At 44.6% G+C, this 15782-nt stretch carries 14 protein-coding genes and 1 pseudogene; 11 read left to right on the plus strand and 4 right to left on the minus strand.

What is annotated here, in order from left to right; all coding sequences use genetic code 11:
* The first annotated feature begins 236 nt into the window (after positions 1–236).
* Positions 237–2207, plus strand: coding sequence for a class I SAM-dependent DNA methyltransferase (locus NSQ51_RS00955; RefSeq protein ID WP_049625735.1), 1971 nt, complete (start codon positions 237–239; stop codon positions 2205–2207).
* Entirely contained in the window at positions 2204–2455 is a 252-nt protein-coding gene (locus NSQ51_RS00960; RefSeq protein WP_147432151.1) for a hypothetical protein, read from the plus strand. The genes NSQ51_RS00955 and NSQ51_RS00960 overlap by 4 nt, the downstream gene beginning before the upstream one ends.
* On the opposite strand, the pseudogene NSQ51_RS00965 reads toward NSQ51_RS00960, so the two are convergent.
* Positions 2439–2621 (minus strand): annotated as a pseudogene (locus tag NSQ51_RS00965) (ISL3 family transposase); the annotation flags it as partial. The gene NSQ51_RS00960 and the pseudogene NSQ51_RS00965 overlap by 17 nt on opposite strands.
* Before the next feature lie 152 nt (positions 2622–2773).
* Between NSQ51_RS00965 and NSQ51_RS00970 the strand changes: the two are divergent.
* The 3 genes from NSQ51_RS00970 to NSQ51_RS00980 all read left to right on the plus strand — a co-directional run bounded on the left by NSQ51_RS00970 (position 2774) and on the right by NSQ51_RS00980 (position 5518).
* Positions 2774–3319, plus strand: a complete 546-nt coding sequence (locus NSQ51_RS00970; RefSeq protein ID WP_121692564.1) for a DUF6431 domain-containing protein — start codon at positions 2774–2776, stop codon at positions 3317–3319.
* Between the two features lie 152 nt (positions 3320–3471).
* A complete protein-coding gene (locus NSQ51_RS00975) occupies positions 3472–4725 on the plus strand; it encodes an IS481 family transposase (protein WP_342462705.1) in 1254 nt (417 codons plus the stop codon).
* On the plus strand, positions 4718–5518 hold the full coding sequence (locus NSQ51_RS00980; RefSeq protein WP_064213564.1) for an AAA family ATPase: 801 nt from the start codon (positions 4718–4720) through the stop codon (positions 5516–5518). The genes NSQ51_RS00975 and NSQ51_RS00980 overlap by 8 nt, the downstream gene beginning before the upstream one ends.
* Positions 5519–5715: 197 nt before the next feature.
* Here NSQ51_RS00980 and NSQ51_RS00985 read toward each other — a convergent pair whose 3' ends face one another.
* Positions 5716–6723 carry an ISL3 family transposase gene (locus NSQ51_RS00985; RefSeq protein ID WP_342462719.1) on the minus strand — a complete coding sequence of 336 codons (1008 nt, stop codon included), beginning with the start codon at positions 6721–6723 and terminating at the stop codon, positions 5716–5718.
* A gap of 115 nt (positions 6724–6838) precedes the next feature.
* Here NSQ51_RS00985 and NSQ51_RS00990 point away from each other — a divergent pair, with 115 nt between their 5' ends.
* Positions 6839–7882: a restriction endonuclease subunit S gene (locus tag NSQ51_RS00990; protein WP_183085850.1), complete on the plus strand. Its 1044-nt coding sequence runs from the start codon at positions 6839–6841 to the stop codon at positions 7880–7882.
* On the opposite strand, the gene NSQ51_RS00995 is transcribed toward NSQ51_RS00990, so the two are convergent.
* A complete protein-coding gene (locus NSQ51_RS00995; protein WP_121678437.1) occupies positions 7869–9002 on the minus strand; it encodes an IS4 family transposase in 1134 nt (377 codons plus the stop codon). The genes NSQ51_RS00990 and NSQ51_RS00995 overlap by 14 nt on opposite strands.
* 236 nt (positions 9003–9238) lie before the next feature.
* Between NSQ51_RS00995 and NSQ51_RS01000 the strand changes: the two genes are divergently transcribed.
* Positions 9239–10285 (plus strand): type I restriction endonuclease, encoded by a 1047-nt coding sequence (locus NSQ51_RS01000; protein WP_121674117.1) that lies wholly within the window; start codon positions 9239–9241, stop codon positions 10283–10285.
* 33 nt (positions 10286–10318) lie between these two features.
* Here NSQ51_RS01000 and NSQ51_RS01005 read toward each other — a convergent pair whose 3' ends face one another.
* Positions 10319–11506 (minus strand): IS701 family transposase, encoded by a 1188-nt coding sequence (locus tag NSQ51_RS01005; RefSeq protein ID WP_033010947.1) that lies wholly within the window; start codon positions 11504–11506, stop codon positions 10319–10321.
* 65 nt (positions 11507–11571) lie between these two features.
* Here NSQ51_RS01005 and NSQ51_RS01010 point away from each other — a divergent pair, with 65 nt between their 5' ends.
* From NSQ51_RS01010 to NSQ51_RS01025, 4 genes are all read left to right on the plus strand, one after another.
* On the plus strand, positions 11572–12822 hold the full coding sequence (locus tag NSQ51_RS01010; protein WP_220699889.1) for a DEAD/DEAH box helicase family protein: 1251 nt from the start codon (positions 11572–11574) through the stop codon (positions 12820–12822).
* Between the two features lie 73 nt (positions 12823–12895).
* Entirely contained in the window at positions 12896–13441 is a 546-nt protein-coding gene (locus NSQ51_RS01015) for a DUF6431 domain-containing protein (protein ID WP_033011705.1), read from the plus strand.
* Between the two features lie 152 nt (positions 13442–13593).
* The gene (locus tag NSQ51_RS01020) at positions 13594–14847 is read left to right on the plus strand and encodes an IS481 family transposase (protein WP_117219280.1); all 1254 of its coding nucleotides are present in this window, start codon (positions 13594–13596) and stop codon (positions 14845–14847) included.
* Positions 14840–15640, plus strand: a complete 801-nt coding sequence (locus tag NSQ51_RS01025; protein ID WP_064213564.1) for an AAA family ATPase — start codon at positions 14840–14842, stop codon at positions 15638–15640. The genes NSQ51_RS01020 and NSQ51_RS01025 overlap by 8 nt, the downstream gene beginning before the upstream one ends.
* The last annotated feature ends 142 nt before the right edge of the window (positions 15641–15782 follow it).

Below are 15782 nucleotides of genomic sequence, written 5' to 3' on the forward strand. Positions count from 1 at the left end.
CGGAAAGGCTGTTGTCCGCGGAAAATAAAGTTGGTAACTAGAAAATAAAGATGGTAACTGAAAAATAAAGTTGGTAACCAAGATAAAAGTGTTGGCAATAAAGCATTGCCAACACTTTTATTGTTTTTTAAAATAAATCGGTTAAATTCATATGGAAACCCAAAATGAAGGGGTCTATACTAAAAACGAAGAAGCATTTAAAAGGATTATGCTGATATAAAGGGAGTGAGGGTGTTATGAATTTTTCTGATAAAGTAAGTTTAATTTGGAATACTGCCGAATTATTACGTGGTGATTATAAACAATCCGATTATGGTAAAGTCATTTTACCGCTTACGGTCATTCGTCGATTAGATTGTGTTCTTGAGCCTACTAAGGATGCAGTATTAGAAAAATATAAAACGATGCAAGAACCTTTAACCTTGTTTAATCAAAGGATTTTATACCGTGTAGCGAATGCGCCGTTTTATAATGTTAGCCCTTTTACCTTGAAGAGCCTAAAGAATTATCCTAATTTGTTAGCAGATAACTTTCGTACATATTTGAACGGATTTTCCGAAAACGTCCGGGAAATTCTCCGACATTTTGATTTTGACGTGCATATTCAGAGATTAAGCGAATCAAATTTGTTGTATTTAGTATTAGATGAATTCTTAAAAATTAATCTTCATCCGGATGTCGTAAGCAACATTGAAATGGGGTACATATTTGAGGAGCTTATCCGTCGTTTCTCTGAACAATCCAACGAAACTGCCGGAGAACATTTTACTCCACGAGAAGTAATCAAATTAATGGTAAATATCTTGTTTGATGCCGATAAAGAAGCGTTAACCGGAGAAAAAGTTGTTCGTAAAATTTATGATCCAGCTTGTGGAACAGGAGGAATGCTTGCAGTAGCTCATGAGTATCTACGAAAGTTAAATCCTACGATGAATATCGAAGTTTTCGGACAGGAGTTAAATCCGGAATCCTATGCCATTTGTAAAGCAGATATGCTTATCAAAGGGCTTAATGCGTCTAATATAAAGTTTGGAAATAGCTTTACTCAAGATGGATTAGAGAATGAACAATTCCATTATTTCCTTTCTAATCCGCCATTTGGAGTTGATTGGAAAAAAGTTCAAAAAGAAATTGAAAAAGAACATAAAGAGCTGGGTTACTCAGGAAGATTTGGGGCAGGTCTTCCTCGCGTAAGTGATGGATCATTATTATTCTTACAACATATGATTTCTAAAATGAAACCAGGAGAAAGTCGTATTGCTATTGTTTTAAACGGAAGTCCGTTGTTCACTGGTGGAGCTGGTTCAGGGGAAAGCGAAATACGGAGATGGATTATTGAAAACGACTGGCTTGAAGCGATTATTGCTCTTCCGACAGATCTTTTCTATAACACCGGTATTGCAACCTATGTGTGGATCTTAAGCAACCATAAAAGTCCAGAAAGACAAGGAAAGATCCAGCTGATTAATGCCGTAGATTTTTACCAAAAAATGCGTAAGAGCTTAGGAAATAAAAGAAATGAACTTACTGAAGAACATATTCAAAAAATCGTAGAGCTATACAGTTTCTTCGAGGAAAATGAATACAGCAAAATTTTTGATAACGAAGACTTTGGCTATCGACGTATTACCATTGAACGACCATTACGTTTGAATTTCCAAACGAGCAAAGAGCGAATAGAAAGACTTTATGAGCAAAAATCATTTACAAAACTAACAAAAGAAGAACAAGAGGCAATTATTAATGCAATCAGAGATATTGATGATTCAAAACTTTTCCGAAATCGGGACGAATTTGAAAAGGAACTTAAAAAAGTAATAAAAAAAGCGGGGTTATCCATAAAAGCATCGGTCATGAAAGCGATTTTAACTGCACTATCCGAACGAGATGAACATGCGGATATTTGTTTAGACAAAGACGGAAATCCAGAACCAGATCCAGAACTTCGCGATTATGAAAATGTACCGTTAAAACAAGATATTTACGAGTATTTTGAACAAGAAGTAAAACCTTATGTTCCGGATGCCTGGATTAATGAAACGATAACCGATGATAAAGATGGATTCGTTGGAAAAGTTGGCTATGAGATTCCGTTTACTCGATACTTTTACAAATTCGAAAAACTTCGTCCATCCTCCGAAATTGCCAAAGAAATTCAAGAGCTTGAAGCAAGTATTGTGGAGAAGATTCGGGGGTTGTTGGCATGAAAGATTTAAAACAGATAGAACAATACACATCTTATACGAAATATAAAGATTCAGGAATTGAGTGGTTAGGTAAGATACCTGAACATTGGAAGGTGTCGAGAATAGAATATGTTGCTAATAAAACACTAAATTCAATAGACACCAAAGATATGAAAGGAAAAGAATTATTTTACTATGATATACCAACAGTACAAAGTGTTGGTTCATCACCAAAAGTTGTACTTGCACCTGTCATGAAAGTATGTTAGCTGTTTCTAGCCGAACCCGCAATGCAAAACGCTGGATATTTCTGTATCCGTATCCCCGACGTTTCATCAGCTTGATCTTGTTATTTGTTCCCTCCATTTTCCCATTTGAATAAGGGGATAAAATGCACGATATGATTTCGTCTGTTCGTTTGACGAGTGATTTTGCTGTAAATTATCACTTTATTTCGGAACAAAAGAGACATTTTTTTGCACATTCCTTCAGAAAGCCCTCTCCCCTTTTCTGAAAGAATGTGCTAAATTTTTTGTGAATTATTTCGGAAGAGAAAATCCATCGGTTCATAGGAGGGGGAGGAGGACGTGATTCAATTTCATGACTTTGGCATTGACGTCCAAACGTATGCAGAGCGTGGAAAAGAAAACGACTTCCCTCTTCTGAAAAAGTGTCCGCATTGCCGGGCCAAGCGCCCGTTGCACCGCCACGGTTACTATAAGCGAAACGCATTGACCCCACATGGCGATTATCGCATTTGGATTGTCCGGTATCGCTGTCGGGAATGCTTGAAGACGGTGAGTGTGCTGCCTTCCTTTCTCCTCCCGTATTTTCAGTATACGTTGTCCGCCATATGGCAAGTCGTGAAAGAGCAGTTGGGATTGACCGAAAGGACGAACCAGGCTCCGTTTCTCCCGACAAAGGACGGCATCATCTTTTATGTCCGACGGTTCTACCGAAACCTATCAAGCCTTCATAGCTTTTTTGCGAGGCGGTGGAGGATCATAGGCCCTATCGTGAAAAAAGAAAAGGAACGGGCTTCTTGGTGGATCCAGACGTTAGAGGAACACGGTCTTGATTCGGCCATCAGAGAGATGTGGGAGGGCGGATTCCGACACCCTTTTGCGAATTAAATGGGATCCTGATTTTACATACATACCCTAAATTGGAAATAGTTTCGGTTCCCACAAACCTTTCCTATCGACGGAGAAAAAGCAATTCGGTACGATAAGGGCAGACGGACCGGAACGGTCCTGATTCCAAGTGAGACAAGGAGGAGATTTGAATGAATGAGTCGATGAGACACGACATTGCCCTGTTTCGGTACGGGCTAATCGCTCCGTTGGTGAATGGGCAGGTGGAACCGAAGACGTATCTGAAAGAGGTGAGCGAGCGAGTGCACCATGTTCCCCACCAGGGAGACAAACGAATCGCAGCCAAGACGATCCTCGATTGGTGCACCCGATACAAAAAAGGGGGCTTTGACGCCTTAAAGCCGAAGCGCCGTTCGGACCGCGGCCACTCAAGGCGTCTGTCGCCCGATGATGAGGATCATATTTTAGCCCTAAGAAAAGAACATCCCACCATGCCCGTGACGGTGTTCTACGAACACCTGATCGAGCAGGGGGAAATCCCAGAAAATCATACCTCTTACTTTACTATATACCGATTGTTGAAAAAACACAACCTGGTGGGAAAAGAAATCTTGCCGATGCCGGAGCGAAAGCGTTTTGCGTATGACCAGATCAATGAGCTATGGCAAGGGGACTTATCCCATGGACCCACGATTCGCGTCCATGGGAAAGCCCAGAAAACGTTTTTGATCGCGTATATCGATGACTGCTCGCGGTTAGTGCCATATGCCCAATTTTTCCCTTCGGAGAAGTTTGACGGGCTGCGGATCGTCACGAAGGAAGCGGTGCTTCGTTGCGGGAAGCCGAAACGCATTTACTCGGACAACGGGAAAATTTATCGGTCCGAGGTGCTGCAGTATGCGTGCGCCGAGATGGGGATTACACTCATCCACACCCAGCCGTATGACCCGCAAAGCAAGGGAAAAATCGAACGGTTCTTCCGCACCGTACAGACACGGTTTTATCCACTGTTGGAGCTGAATCCGCCGAAATCGCTTGACGAGTTGAACGAGCGTTTTTGGAAGTGGCTTGAAGAGGAGTATCATCGAAAACCGCACGCCTCACTGGACGGAAAAACGCCGCATGAGGTGTTTCAATCGCAAGTGCATCTCGTGTCGTTCATCGAAGATGGCGATTGGCTGGATGCGATTTTTCTGAAACGGGAGCACCGCAAGGTGAAAGCCGATGGCACGATCACCCTGAATAAACAGCTATACGAAGTGCCGCCTCGGTTCATTGGGCAATCGATTGAGCTCCGCTATGACGAACGAGGCGTCTATGTGTACGAAGATGGCAAACGGGTGGCGGAAGCCATTCGGGTGCGTTTGGAGGACAATGCCTATGTAAAACGCCATCGGTCCCCGTTTGCGGCGATTCCGGCGAAGGAGGGAGAACACGGTGTATAAATCGTTTTACTCCCTTTCGCGGGAGCCGTTTGCGAAAGAAACAGACCCGTCCGAGGCGTATCAAGGGGCGTCATTTCAGGAAGCGTTGCGGGCGCTGGAGTACGTGAAACGAACCCGGGGGATCGGGCTGTTGATCGGAGAGCCGGGGGCGGGCAAGACGTTCGCCCTTCGGGCGCTGAAAGAGTCATTGAATCCATCATTGTATCATGTCGTCTACTTTCCGTTATCCACCGGAGGCGTGATGGATTTTTACCGTGGACTGGCCTTGGGATTAGGAGAGGAACCGAAGTACCGCAAGGTAGACCTCTTCCGCCAAATCCAGCAGGCGATCGAGCGATTGTATCATGAACGGCGGATCACGCCGGTGTTCATTTTGGATGAGATGCATTTAGCGAAGGATGCATTTTTACAGGACATCGCGATCTTGTTCAACTTTGAGATGGATTCGACCAACCCATTTGTCTTGATTTTGGCCGGGCTGCCCCATTTACAGGGGAAGCTGCGGCTCAATCAGCACCGCCCTCTCGACCAGCGGATCATCATGCGATACCGGATGGGGCCGCTGGAGAAGGAAGAGGTGGCGGGCTACATCGAGCATCGGATGAAACAGGCCGGGGCGAAGCATCCGATCTTCACCCCATCGGCGTTAGAGGCGATTGCCCTGCAGTCGCGGGGATGGCCTCGGGTGATCAACACGTTGGCCACGACGTGCCTGTTATACGGGTATCAGCTGAAAAAGGACGCCATTGACGAAGAAGTGGTGCGCATGGCCGCAGAGGAAATGGGGTATTAGCATGAAAGGGGCCGAATCGGCCTCTTTTGTGCTTTTTCTTTTCCATCGGTCCATCAGGCGCGCTGGAAATCTTCATCTGAAAGAGCGTGCAAACGTTCCGAAAGAATGTGCAAAATCCGGAACAATCCGCAAAAATTTTGCACATTATTTCCGAATCCGCCTGAAATAATTTGAAAAAGGGATTCTGAAATAATGTGCTAGTTTACATTTGCGATGGCGCGAACAGCAGAACAAGGACAAAACAAATACCGATGAACCCAGGCGTTCAAACGACGTTTCGCTTGTCGCTCGTTTTGGCTTTTGGATACATAACGAAAATGTTGAAGGGATTGATAGACAGCCTGCAAGGAATCACTCTCTTTCTGCCACTCCCGCACCGTTTGGCGCTCCTCCTCGGTGAGTTTCTCGGGGCACTGGGTCAATAAGCGGCAAACATGCCGAACATGCCCATGTTTCTTGTTCCCTTTTCCGAAGGATTTGCGGCATCGATCCAACGCTTCCGTAAACAATTGAATCACATGAAAATAATCGACCACATGCTTCGCTTCCGGACACACCCCTTGAATGGCTTTTTTCATCGCTGGAGCCAAATCACTCACGACATACTGAACAGAACCAGACACAGGAGCCAACACACGTCCAATGGCTTCCTCGTTCTTTCCTGCTTCAACGGCATACACTTCTCCCGTTTCGGCATCCATGACTGCCACTCCGTAATCATGTCCTTTTCGAAACGCAAACTCATCGACACAAACTGCCTTTGGTTGGATGTCATTCGATAGGAAGGAAGGGGCATGGGTATAAAACCAGCGTTCAACGGTCGTGTACGGAAGCTTGAGCATACGAGCCACCGCCTGAATGGATGTTCCGATGCAAGATTGCGCCACCCATTGCTGAAACGCATCCGTCGCTGCACTTCGAGGGGAAATTCCGGGATAAGACGTGCTGAATGTCATGCCACATGTACAACAACGTCTACGCTCCACAGGGAGTTCCACCCAAAAGATGCCGATCCGTTGAGCATACCCATGCATCCATTGCTTCTTTTTTCCTGTCATTTTGATCGTGCGTTTCAAGCAAACAGGACATAACGGGCATTGTTCAGGAAGAGAAAGTTCGAAAATCCAACGTTCTTCTTCTTTTCGCACCTTTTGAATCAAAACATCTGGTAAATCGATGAGTTCTTTGATAAACTGAGCGTACATGCGAATTTTCCTCCAATGGTTTGGTTTGGACACCTTTACCATACAGGAAAATTCGCATTTTTTGTACCCTCTATTTTCTCTATGCACACCGATCTTCAATGATCAAGTACAACTTGTGGTGAAGAGCCAAAGTGTTAATGATGGCAGATTAGAAAATGGAGATAACATAGAAAGTAACAAATATAAATTAAAAGGTGGAGAAGTATTAATTTCCAAATTAAATCCAAGAAAAAAAACAGTGGTATTAACAGAAAAGAAAAAACAAGATATAGTTTGTTCAACTGAATTTGTCCCATTTTATCCGAAAAAAATAATGGGCAAATACCTGTATTATATTCTAAGCAATAGTAAATTAGCTGATTATTATAATTCGTTTGTAAAATCAGCAACTAATAGCCATCAAAGGGTAGAACCAGCAATAATATCAAAGACGAAAATCCCAGTCCCGCCATTAGATGAACAGAGGTTAATTGCAGATTTCTTGGATTATAAAACATCTCAAATTGACGTTATCATCAAAGGAAAAGAACGACTCATTGAGCTCCTTCAAGAACAGCGCCAAGCCATCATCACCGAAGCAGTCACGAAAGGATTATCGCCAGAAACAACTAAGATGAAGGATTCAGGGATTGAATGGCTTGGAGAAGTACCTGAGCATTGGGAAATCAAAAAAATAAAATATTTATTTAAGCAGATTGATGAGAGAAATAATTCGGAAGACGCTGAATTATTATCTCTTTATACTGATATAGGTGTCAAACCAAGAAAAGAACTAGAACAGAAGGGAAATAAAGCACAAACCGTTATTGATTACAAAATTGTTAAGAAGAATGACATTGTTGTTAATAAATTATTAGCATGGATGGGGGCAATTTCAATTTCAGATTACGAAGGGGTTTGTAGCCCAGATTATGATGTTTACAGAAAAATAGATGAAGAAATTGAACCAAGATTTTATCACTATTATTTTAGATCTCATTATTTCAAAGGTGATTGCTATAGGTTTGGAAAAGGAATTATGATGATGAGATGGCGAATATATCCAGAACAATTTAAATCAATTTTTGTAGTAAAACCACCTTATGATGAACAAGTACAAATTGTAAACTATGTTGAAAGAATATATACAGAATCACGAGTGTTGATTATCCAAAATTAGACATACGCCTTCCATAAATTTGGGCATACTCAAACAAAGCAGCGGCCATCCCGGATTTCCAATCGAGAGGAAGCTGCCCAGAGAAAAAACGGCGAACAAACGAAATGAAGGAAAGAGAGACGTTCGTCCGTTTTTTGGTTTGATCATACAGCCATCGCAGCAACACATACGCGATGAACGCCGCAAACAGTTGGTTGTATACCGCATTTTCCGTCGTGCCAAACAAGGTCGGGACATTCAGATATTGCTTCACCCAACGGAAAAAGATCTCAACAGTCCAACGTTGTTGGTACATGTCGGCAATGGTTTCCGCAGACGCATGGAAGAGGTTCGTCACGACCCGAATGTCGCGGCCATTCGCATCTCGAAAGATCACTACCCGGTGACGCTTGGTGGAGCGGTATTGTTTCGTTCCCAACTGGCACGTGAAGTCGGCTTGAACCGATGAAGATGCGCTCGGAAGGCGGTTCAAGCTTTTTTTCTGATGAAGTTCGATGTTGTCCTTCATCCGAATGACAAAGAGCTGATGCTGCTCCACAAATCGATCGAGGCGTTCGATTTTGAAATACGCCCGGTCTTCCACCAGCACTTGTTGAGCGTTCGTCAACTGTTCTCCCACCGGGCCATCATGACGCAGTCCGATGGTTTCCACCACGTCTGCCGGCAACGAGGATTCCGGCGAATACGCGACGTGCAGCTTCACTCCGGCGCGTTCGCCGTGATACGGAGCCCATGGGAGGCGGTTTTTCCCGACCGTGACGGTCGTCGAATCCACCACCCGAAGCGGTTTGGGAAACCGAAGCGAACGGCGGGTTTGGCGGTTGCACTTGGAAATGATCAACGCCAACAAGCGTTTCATGATGTCATAGGGAACTTCTTTCGCTTTCTTGGATACAGTTGAATAATGGAATCGCGGCAATCCATACAGAGGCCCCACATCGGCTCCGTGGCGAAAGCTTTTCCATTGATGCATGGCGGCCAGCAGGAAGAAGTGAATCAACTCGCGCAACGTAAAGGTTCGAGACGAATCACGATACCCAACCGCTTCGGCAATCAGTTGAATCTCTTCATCCGAAACAAGTTTTTGCATCAAATTCGGGAGTGTGGTATGCTTGTTCATAGAGAGCACCTCCTGGGTTTGTTTGTGTTGCTACTCACATTCTACAGGAAAGGTGCTCTTTTTTCTATACCCTTTGGATTTTATTGGATAATCAACACGCCTGATACAGAATATGAAAATTTAATTGAAGCAATAAATAATCAAATAAAGAAGTTGCATGAATTTCGAGAATCTTTAATTTATGAAGCCGTTACCGGAAAAATCGATGTTCGTGGATTTCGAAAGGGGGAATAAACATGACCGTCGATCATCGTGAAGTGGCTTTTGAATCAGCGATAGAACATGTATTACTTCAGCAGGGTTATCTGAAAGGTAATCCTGCTGAATTTAATCCTTATTTAGGGCTATTTCCAACCAGATTAATCAATTTTATTAAAGATACACAGCCAAAGGCTTGGGAAGCGCTTGAAACGATTTATGGGGCAAATGTTGAAAATAGTTTTCTTACATCCCTTACAAGAGCAATTAAAACGCATCCAAAAGGATTAATTGGTTTATTGCGTGATAGTGCTAAGGGTAAATATAAAGACCGCGGTATTCCAATAAGATTATTCTTTTTAAAACCAGACAATGATTTAAATCCAGATGCAGTAGCTAATTATCATAAAAATCGATTAACGATTACACGACAAGTGAAATACAGCACAAAAAGTAATGAATCCATTGATGTGGTAATTGATTTGAATGGATTTCCAATTATCACAATGGAATTAAAAAATCATTTAACTGGTCAATCCTATGAAGATGCTATTGAACAATACAAAGACCGAGATCCAAACGAGCCGATCTTTTTGTTTAATCAGCGCTCTCTCGTTCATTTTGCAGTCGACCCAGATGAAGTTCATATGACAACAGAATTAAAAAAAGAAAAGACGTACTTTTTACCATTCAATAAAGGATATGAATACGGTAAAGGAAATCCGCCACACCCATCTGGATATAAAACTTCGTATCTTTGGGAAGAAATTTTACAAAAAGATAGCTTATTTGATGTTTTACAAAACTTTATCGAGCTAAAAATTGAAAAAGACAAAAAGAATAAGAAAAAAAATAAAAAACAATTAATTTTCCCTCGTTTTCATCAATTGGATGCTGTAAGGAAAATTGTAGATGATGTATTAGCAAATGGTCCAGGAAAACGCTATTTAATTCAACATTCTGCAGGAAGCGGAAAGAGTAACACGATCGCATGGCTTTCCTATCGACTAGCATCACTAGCAGACGCCAAAGGTAATGTCATTTTTAATACGGTTACTGTAGATGAGCATTTTTCATTACAATAATTTCCATGGTTAGAGAGACAAACAGGGTACCCCTTACGCGATACGGAGCTGTTTTTTGATCACATCAATGGGAATATCTTGCTTCGCAGCGTCATAAATGAACTCGACGACGCTGTGGTCTTTCCGCGACCGAAGAAGCTCCAGCCCGGTGGAGAGGTTTTGTCGGGATTCGGCGATGCTGTACACGCAGGCCAACAGCACCACCGCCCAATACCGTTTCACCGCCCGAATGTGGCGAACGCGGTATCCATCCAGCTTCAGTTGATCTTTCGCCTGCCGGAAAAAGCACTCGATCGTCCAGCGCTGGGCGTAGTAACGCAAGATGTCTTCGTCCCCGAGTTCCCGGTCGGTGCTCAAGATGCAATGAAGATGTTCCGGCGCCATCGGCTGATCCGCCTTCCAAGCCAGCAGCACCACCGCGTCATCGAGGCCATGGATGGCCCCCTCATAGCGATACACGCGATAACGCTCCTGCCCCACCGTGACGAGGCGGGTGTCTTTGGACTCGATATAGCGGGCGAACTGCTTGGCTTGGATGGCGATGCCTTTCGGGTAGAGAATCCGGTTCGTCTTGAGCATCGCGATGACATGGAATCCCTGTTTCAAGCAGGCTTCAATGAGCTTTTTGGACGGATACCACGAATCCATGAGCACATACACCGGCTGAGCCCGCTTCACCTTGAGCGAGGAAAGCATCTCGATCGCCAGGTCGATCTTGCTTTTTCCCGCTTTCTTGTCATACAGGCGGAACGCAAATGGGAACGCCTGCGTGAAGGTGTGCACCATCAGCCAAACGAGCGAATGCCCCCAGACCGATTGATGATCTTTATGCGAGTAGTGCCAGTCGCACCCTTGAATGGCGTGCACAGCCCGTGACGAAGGCTTTGTTTTTTGGCAAATCGTATCATCAATCGAAACAAAAAGGGGTTGATTCTTCCGTTTGGCCAGTCGTTCGACCTGGGAAAGGATCCACTCTTGAAGCTTCCCAAGCAGCCTTTCCTCGTTCCAAGGGCTTTTCGTGAAAAAGTGACGGAGCGTCGTTCGATGATTCGGATGAAAGCTCCAGTAATGAATATCAGTCAATGTTCCCGAGAATCCCTTGGTGGTCAAGGCATCGACAATATGAATGAGATGCTTGATGACCGGTTTGGAAAGCTGCAGCGTCAACCCCAGCGTGAAGAAAAACTTGTGGATTCCTTGGTGATGTGCTAATCTATTCATGAGACATGAACCTCCTTGTGTGAATGGGTTTTGAGCACATCTATTTTACCCAAGGAGTCCGGTTCATGTCTCCTTTTTTGTTTAGTTGTCAATTTATGTCAGTGAATTTGCTCATCTACAGTACGGTTATTGTAATTACCGATCGAGTTGTTTTAGATGAACAAATTCAAGATACTATTCGCCAATTTGATTCCACTCCAGGCTTTGTTGCTTATATCGATAAAGATTCTAACCAGTTAGCTGAAGCTTTAAGTAAAGGATCTAAAATTATTGTAACAACCCTTCAAAAATTCCCGTTTGTGATCGAGAAAATTCAATCGATGCCTGAAGATGCAACATATGCCATCATTATGGATGAAGCTCATAGTTCTCAAACAGGGATAACTGCCAGAAAAATGAAGGATATTCTATCCTACAAAAATTTAAACCAAGCAGCCGAAGCAGATGCTCTTGAAGAAAGCGATGAGCCGGATATTGATGATCAGATTGCTAGCATTTTATCGGCTTATAAAAGAAAACAAAACTTAAGCTTATTCGCATTTACAGCGACACCAAAGAAAAAAACATTAGAGATGTTTGGGCAAATAAATGAAGAAGGAAAACCTGAACCATTCCATCTGTATTCCATGCGCCAAGCTATTGAAGAAGGTTTTATTTTAGATGTGTTAAAAAATTACGTTACATACGAAACATATTTTAAAATATGCAAAGCAATCAATGATGATCCAGAAGTAGAAAAGAAAACGACCATGAAGGGAATTGCTCGTTTTGTATCATTGCATCCGACTAACTTATCTCAAAAGGCAGAAATAATCATTGAACATTTTCGAAACTTTACTCGCCATAAAATTGGCGGTAAAGCAAAAGCGATGGTTGTCACAAGCTCACGTCTTCATGCGAAACGATACATGGATGCATTCCAAGAGTATCTAAAGAAAAAGAATTATAAAGATTTATATGTATTAGTTGCTTTTTCAGGAAAAGTACATGATGAAGAATTAGGCGAAACAAAAACGGAATCAGAAATGAACGGGTTCCCTGAATCCCAAACGAAGTCTAAATTTGAAGAAGATGATTATAAAATCATGATTGTGGCGGACAAATACCAAACAGGTTTTGATCAACCACTTCTTCATACAATGTACGTTGATAAAAAATTATCAGGCGTCAAAGCGGTACAAACGCTATCGCGATTAAATCGTACACATCCTGAAAAACACGATACATTTGTGCTTGATGTAAATTATCACTTTATTTCGGAACAAAAGAGACATTTTTTTGCACATTCCTTCAGAAAGCCCTCTCCCCTTTTCTGAAAGAATGTGCTAAATTTTTTGTGAATTATTTCGGAAGAGAAAATCCATCGGTTCATAGGAGGGGGAGGAGGACGTGATCCAATTTCATGACTTTGGCATTGACGTCCAAACGTATGCAGAGCGTGGAAAAGAAAACGACTTCCCTCTTCTGAAAAAGTGTCCGCATTGCCGGGCCAAGCGCCCGTTGCACCGCCACGGTTACTATGAGCGAAACGCATTGACCCCACATGGTGATTATCGCATTTGGATTGTCCGGTATCGCTGTCGGGAATGCTTGAAGACGGTGAGTGTGCTGCCTTCCTTTCTCCTCCCGTATTTTCAGTATACGTTGTCCGCCATATGGCAAGTCGTGAAAGAGCAGTTGGGATTGACCGAAAGGACGAACCAGGCTCCGTTTCTCCCGACAAAGGACGGCATCATCTTTTATGTCCGACGGTTCTACCGAAACCTATCAAGCCTTCACAGCTTTTTTGCGAGGCGGTGGAGGATCATAGGCCCTATCGTGAAAAAAGAAAAGGAACGGGCTTCTTGGTGGATCCAGACGTTAGAGGAACACGGTCTTGATTCGGCCATCAGAGAGATGTGGGAGGGCGGATTCCGACACCCTTTTGCGAATTAAATGGGATCCTGATTTTACATACATACCCTAAATTGGAAATAGTTTCGGTTCCCACAAACCTTTCCTATCGACGGAGAAAAAGCAATTCGGTACGATAAGGGCAGACGGACCGGAACGGTCCTGATTCCAAGTGAGACAAGGAGGAGATTTGAATGAATGAGTCGATGAGACACGACATTGCCCTGTTTCGGTACGGGCTAATCGCTCCGTTGGTGAATGGGCAGGTGGAACCGAAGACGTATCTGAAAGAGGTGAGCGAGCGAGTGCACCATGTTCCCCACCAGGGAGACAAACGAATCGCAGCCAAGACGATCCTCGATTGGTGCACCCGATACAAAAAAGGGGGCTTTGACGCCTTAAAGCCGAAGCGCCGTTCGGACCGCGGCCACTCAAGGCGTCTGTCGCCCGATGATGAGGATCATATTTTAGCCCTAAGAAAAGAACATCCCACCATGCCCGTGACGGTGTTCTACGAACACCTGATCGAGCAGGGGGAAATCCCAGAAAATCATACCTCTTACTTTACTATATACCGATTGTTGAAAAAACACAACCTGGTGGGAAAAGAAATCTTGCCGATGCCGGAGCGAAAGCGTTTTGCGTATGACCAGATCAATGAGCTATGGCAAGGGGACTTATCCCATGGACCCACGATTCGCGTCCATGGGAAAGCCCAGAAAACGTTTTTGATCGCGTATATCGATGACTGCTCGCGGTTAGTGCCATATGCCCAATTTTTCCCTTCGGAGAAGTTTGACGGGCTGCGGATCGTCACGAAGGAAGCGGTGCTTCGTTGCGGGAAGCCGAAACGCATTTACTCGGACAACGGGAAAATTTATCGGTCCGAGGTGCTGCAGTATGCGTGCGCCGAGATGGGAATTACGCTCATCCACACCCAGCCGTATGACCCGCAAAGCAAGGGAAAAATCGAACGGTTCTTCCGCACCGTACAGACACGGTTTTATCCACTGTTGGAGCTGAATCCGCCGAAATCGCTTGACGAGTTGAACGAGCGTTTTTGGAAGTGGCTTGAAGAGGAGTATCATCGAAAACCGCACGCCTCACTGGACGGAAAAACGCCGCATGAGGTGTTTCAATCGCAAGTGCATCTCGTGTCGTTCATCGAAGATGGCGATTGGCTGGATGCGATTTTTCTGAAACGGGAGCACCGCAAGGTGAAAGCCGATGGCACAATCACCCTGAATAAACAGCTATACGAAGTGCCGCCTCGGTTCATTGGGCAATCGATTGAGCTCCGCTATGACGAACGAGGCGTCTATGTGTACGAAGAGGGCAAACGGGTGGCGGAAGCCATTCGGGTGCGTTTGGAGGACAATGCCTATGTAAAACGCCATCGGTCCCCGTTTGCGGCGATTCCGGCGAAGGAGGGAGAACACAGTGTATAAATCGTTTTACTCCCTTTCGCGGGAGCCGTTTGCGAAAGAAACAGACCCGTCCGAGGCGTATCAAGGGGCGTCATTTCAGGAAGCGTTGCGGGCGCTGGAGTACGTGAAACGAACCCGGGGGATCGGGCTGTTGATCGGAGAGCCGGGGGCGGGCAAGACGTTCGCCCTTCGGGCGCTGAAAGAGTCATTGAATCCATCATTGTATCATGTCGTCTACTTTCCGTTATCCACCGGAGGCGTGATGGATTTTTACCGTGGACTGGCCTTGGGATTAGGAGAGGAACCGAAGTACCGCAAGGTAGACCTCTTCCGCCAAATCCAGCAGGCGATCGAGCGATTGTATCATGAACGGCGGATCACGCCGGTGTTCATTTTGGATGAGATGCATTTAGCGAAGGATGCATTTTTACAGGACATCGCGATCTTGTTCAACTTTGAGATGGATTCGACCAACCCATTTGTCTTGATTTTGGCCGGGCTGCCCCATTTACAGGGGAAGCTGCGGCTCAATCAGCACCGCCCTCTCGACCAGCGGATCATCATGCGATACCGGATGGGGCCGCTGGAGAAGGAAGAGGTGGCGGGCTACATCGAACATCGGATGAAACAGGCCGGGGCGAAGCATCCGATCTTCACCCCATCGGCGTTAGAGGCGATTGCCCTGCAGTCGCGGGGATGGCCTCGGGTGATCAACACGTTGGCCACGACGTGCCTGTTATACGGGTATCAGCTGAAAAAGGACGCCATTGACGAAGAAGTGGTGCGCATGGCCGCAGAGGAAATGGGGTATTAGCACGAAAGGGGCCGAATCGGCCTCTTTTGTGCTTTCTCTTTTCCATAGGTCCATCAGGCGCGCTGGAAATCTTCATCTGAAAGAGCGTGCAAACGTTCCGAAAGAATGTGCAAAATCCGGAACAATCCGCAAAAATTTTGCA

It is taken from the genome of Geobacillus sp. FSL K6-0789, assembly GCF_038593135.1.
GTDB lineage: Bacteria > Bacillota > Bacilli > Bacillales > Anoxybacillaceae > Geobacillus > Geobacillus stearothermophilus.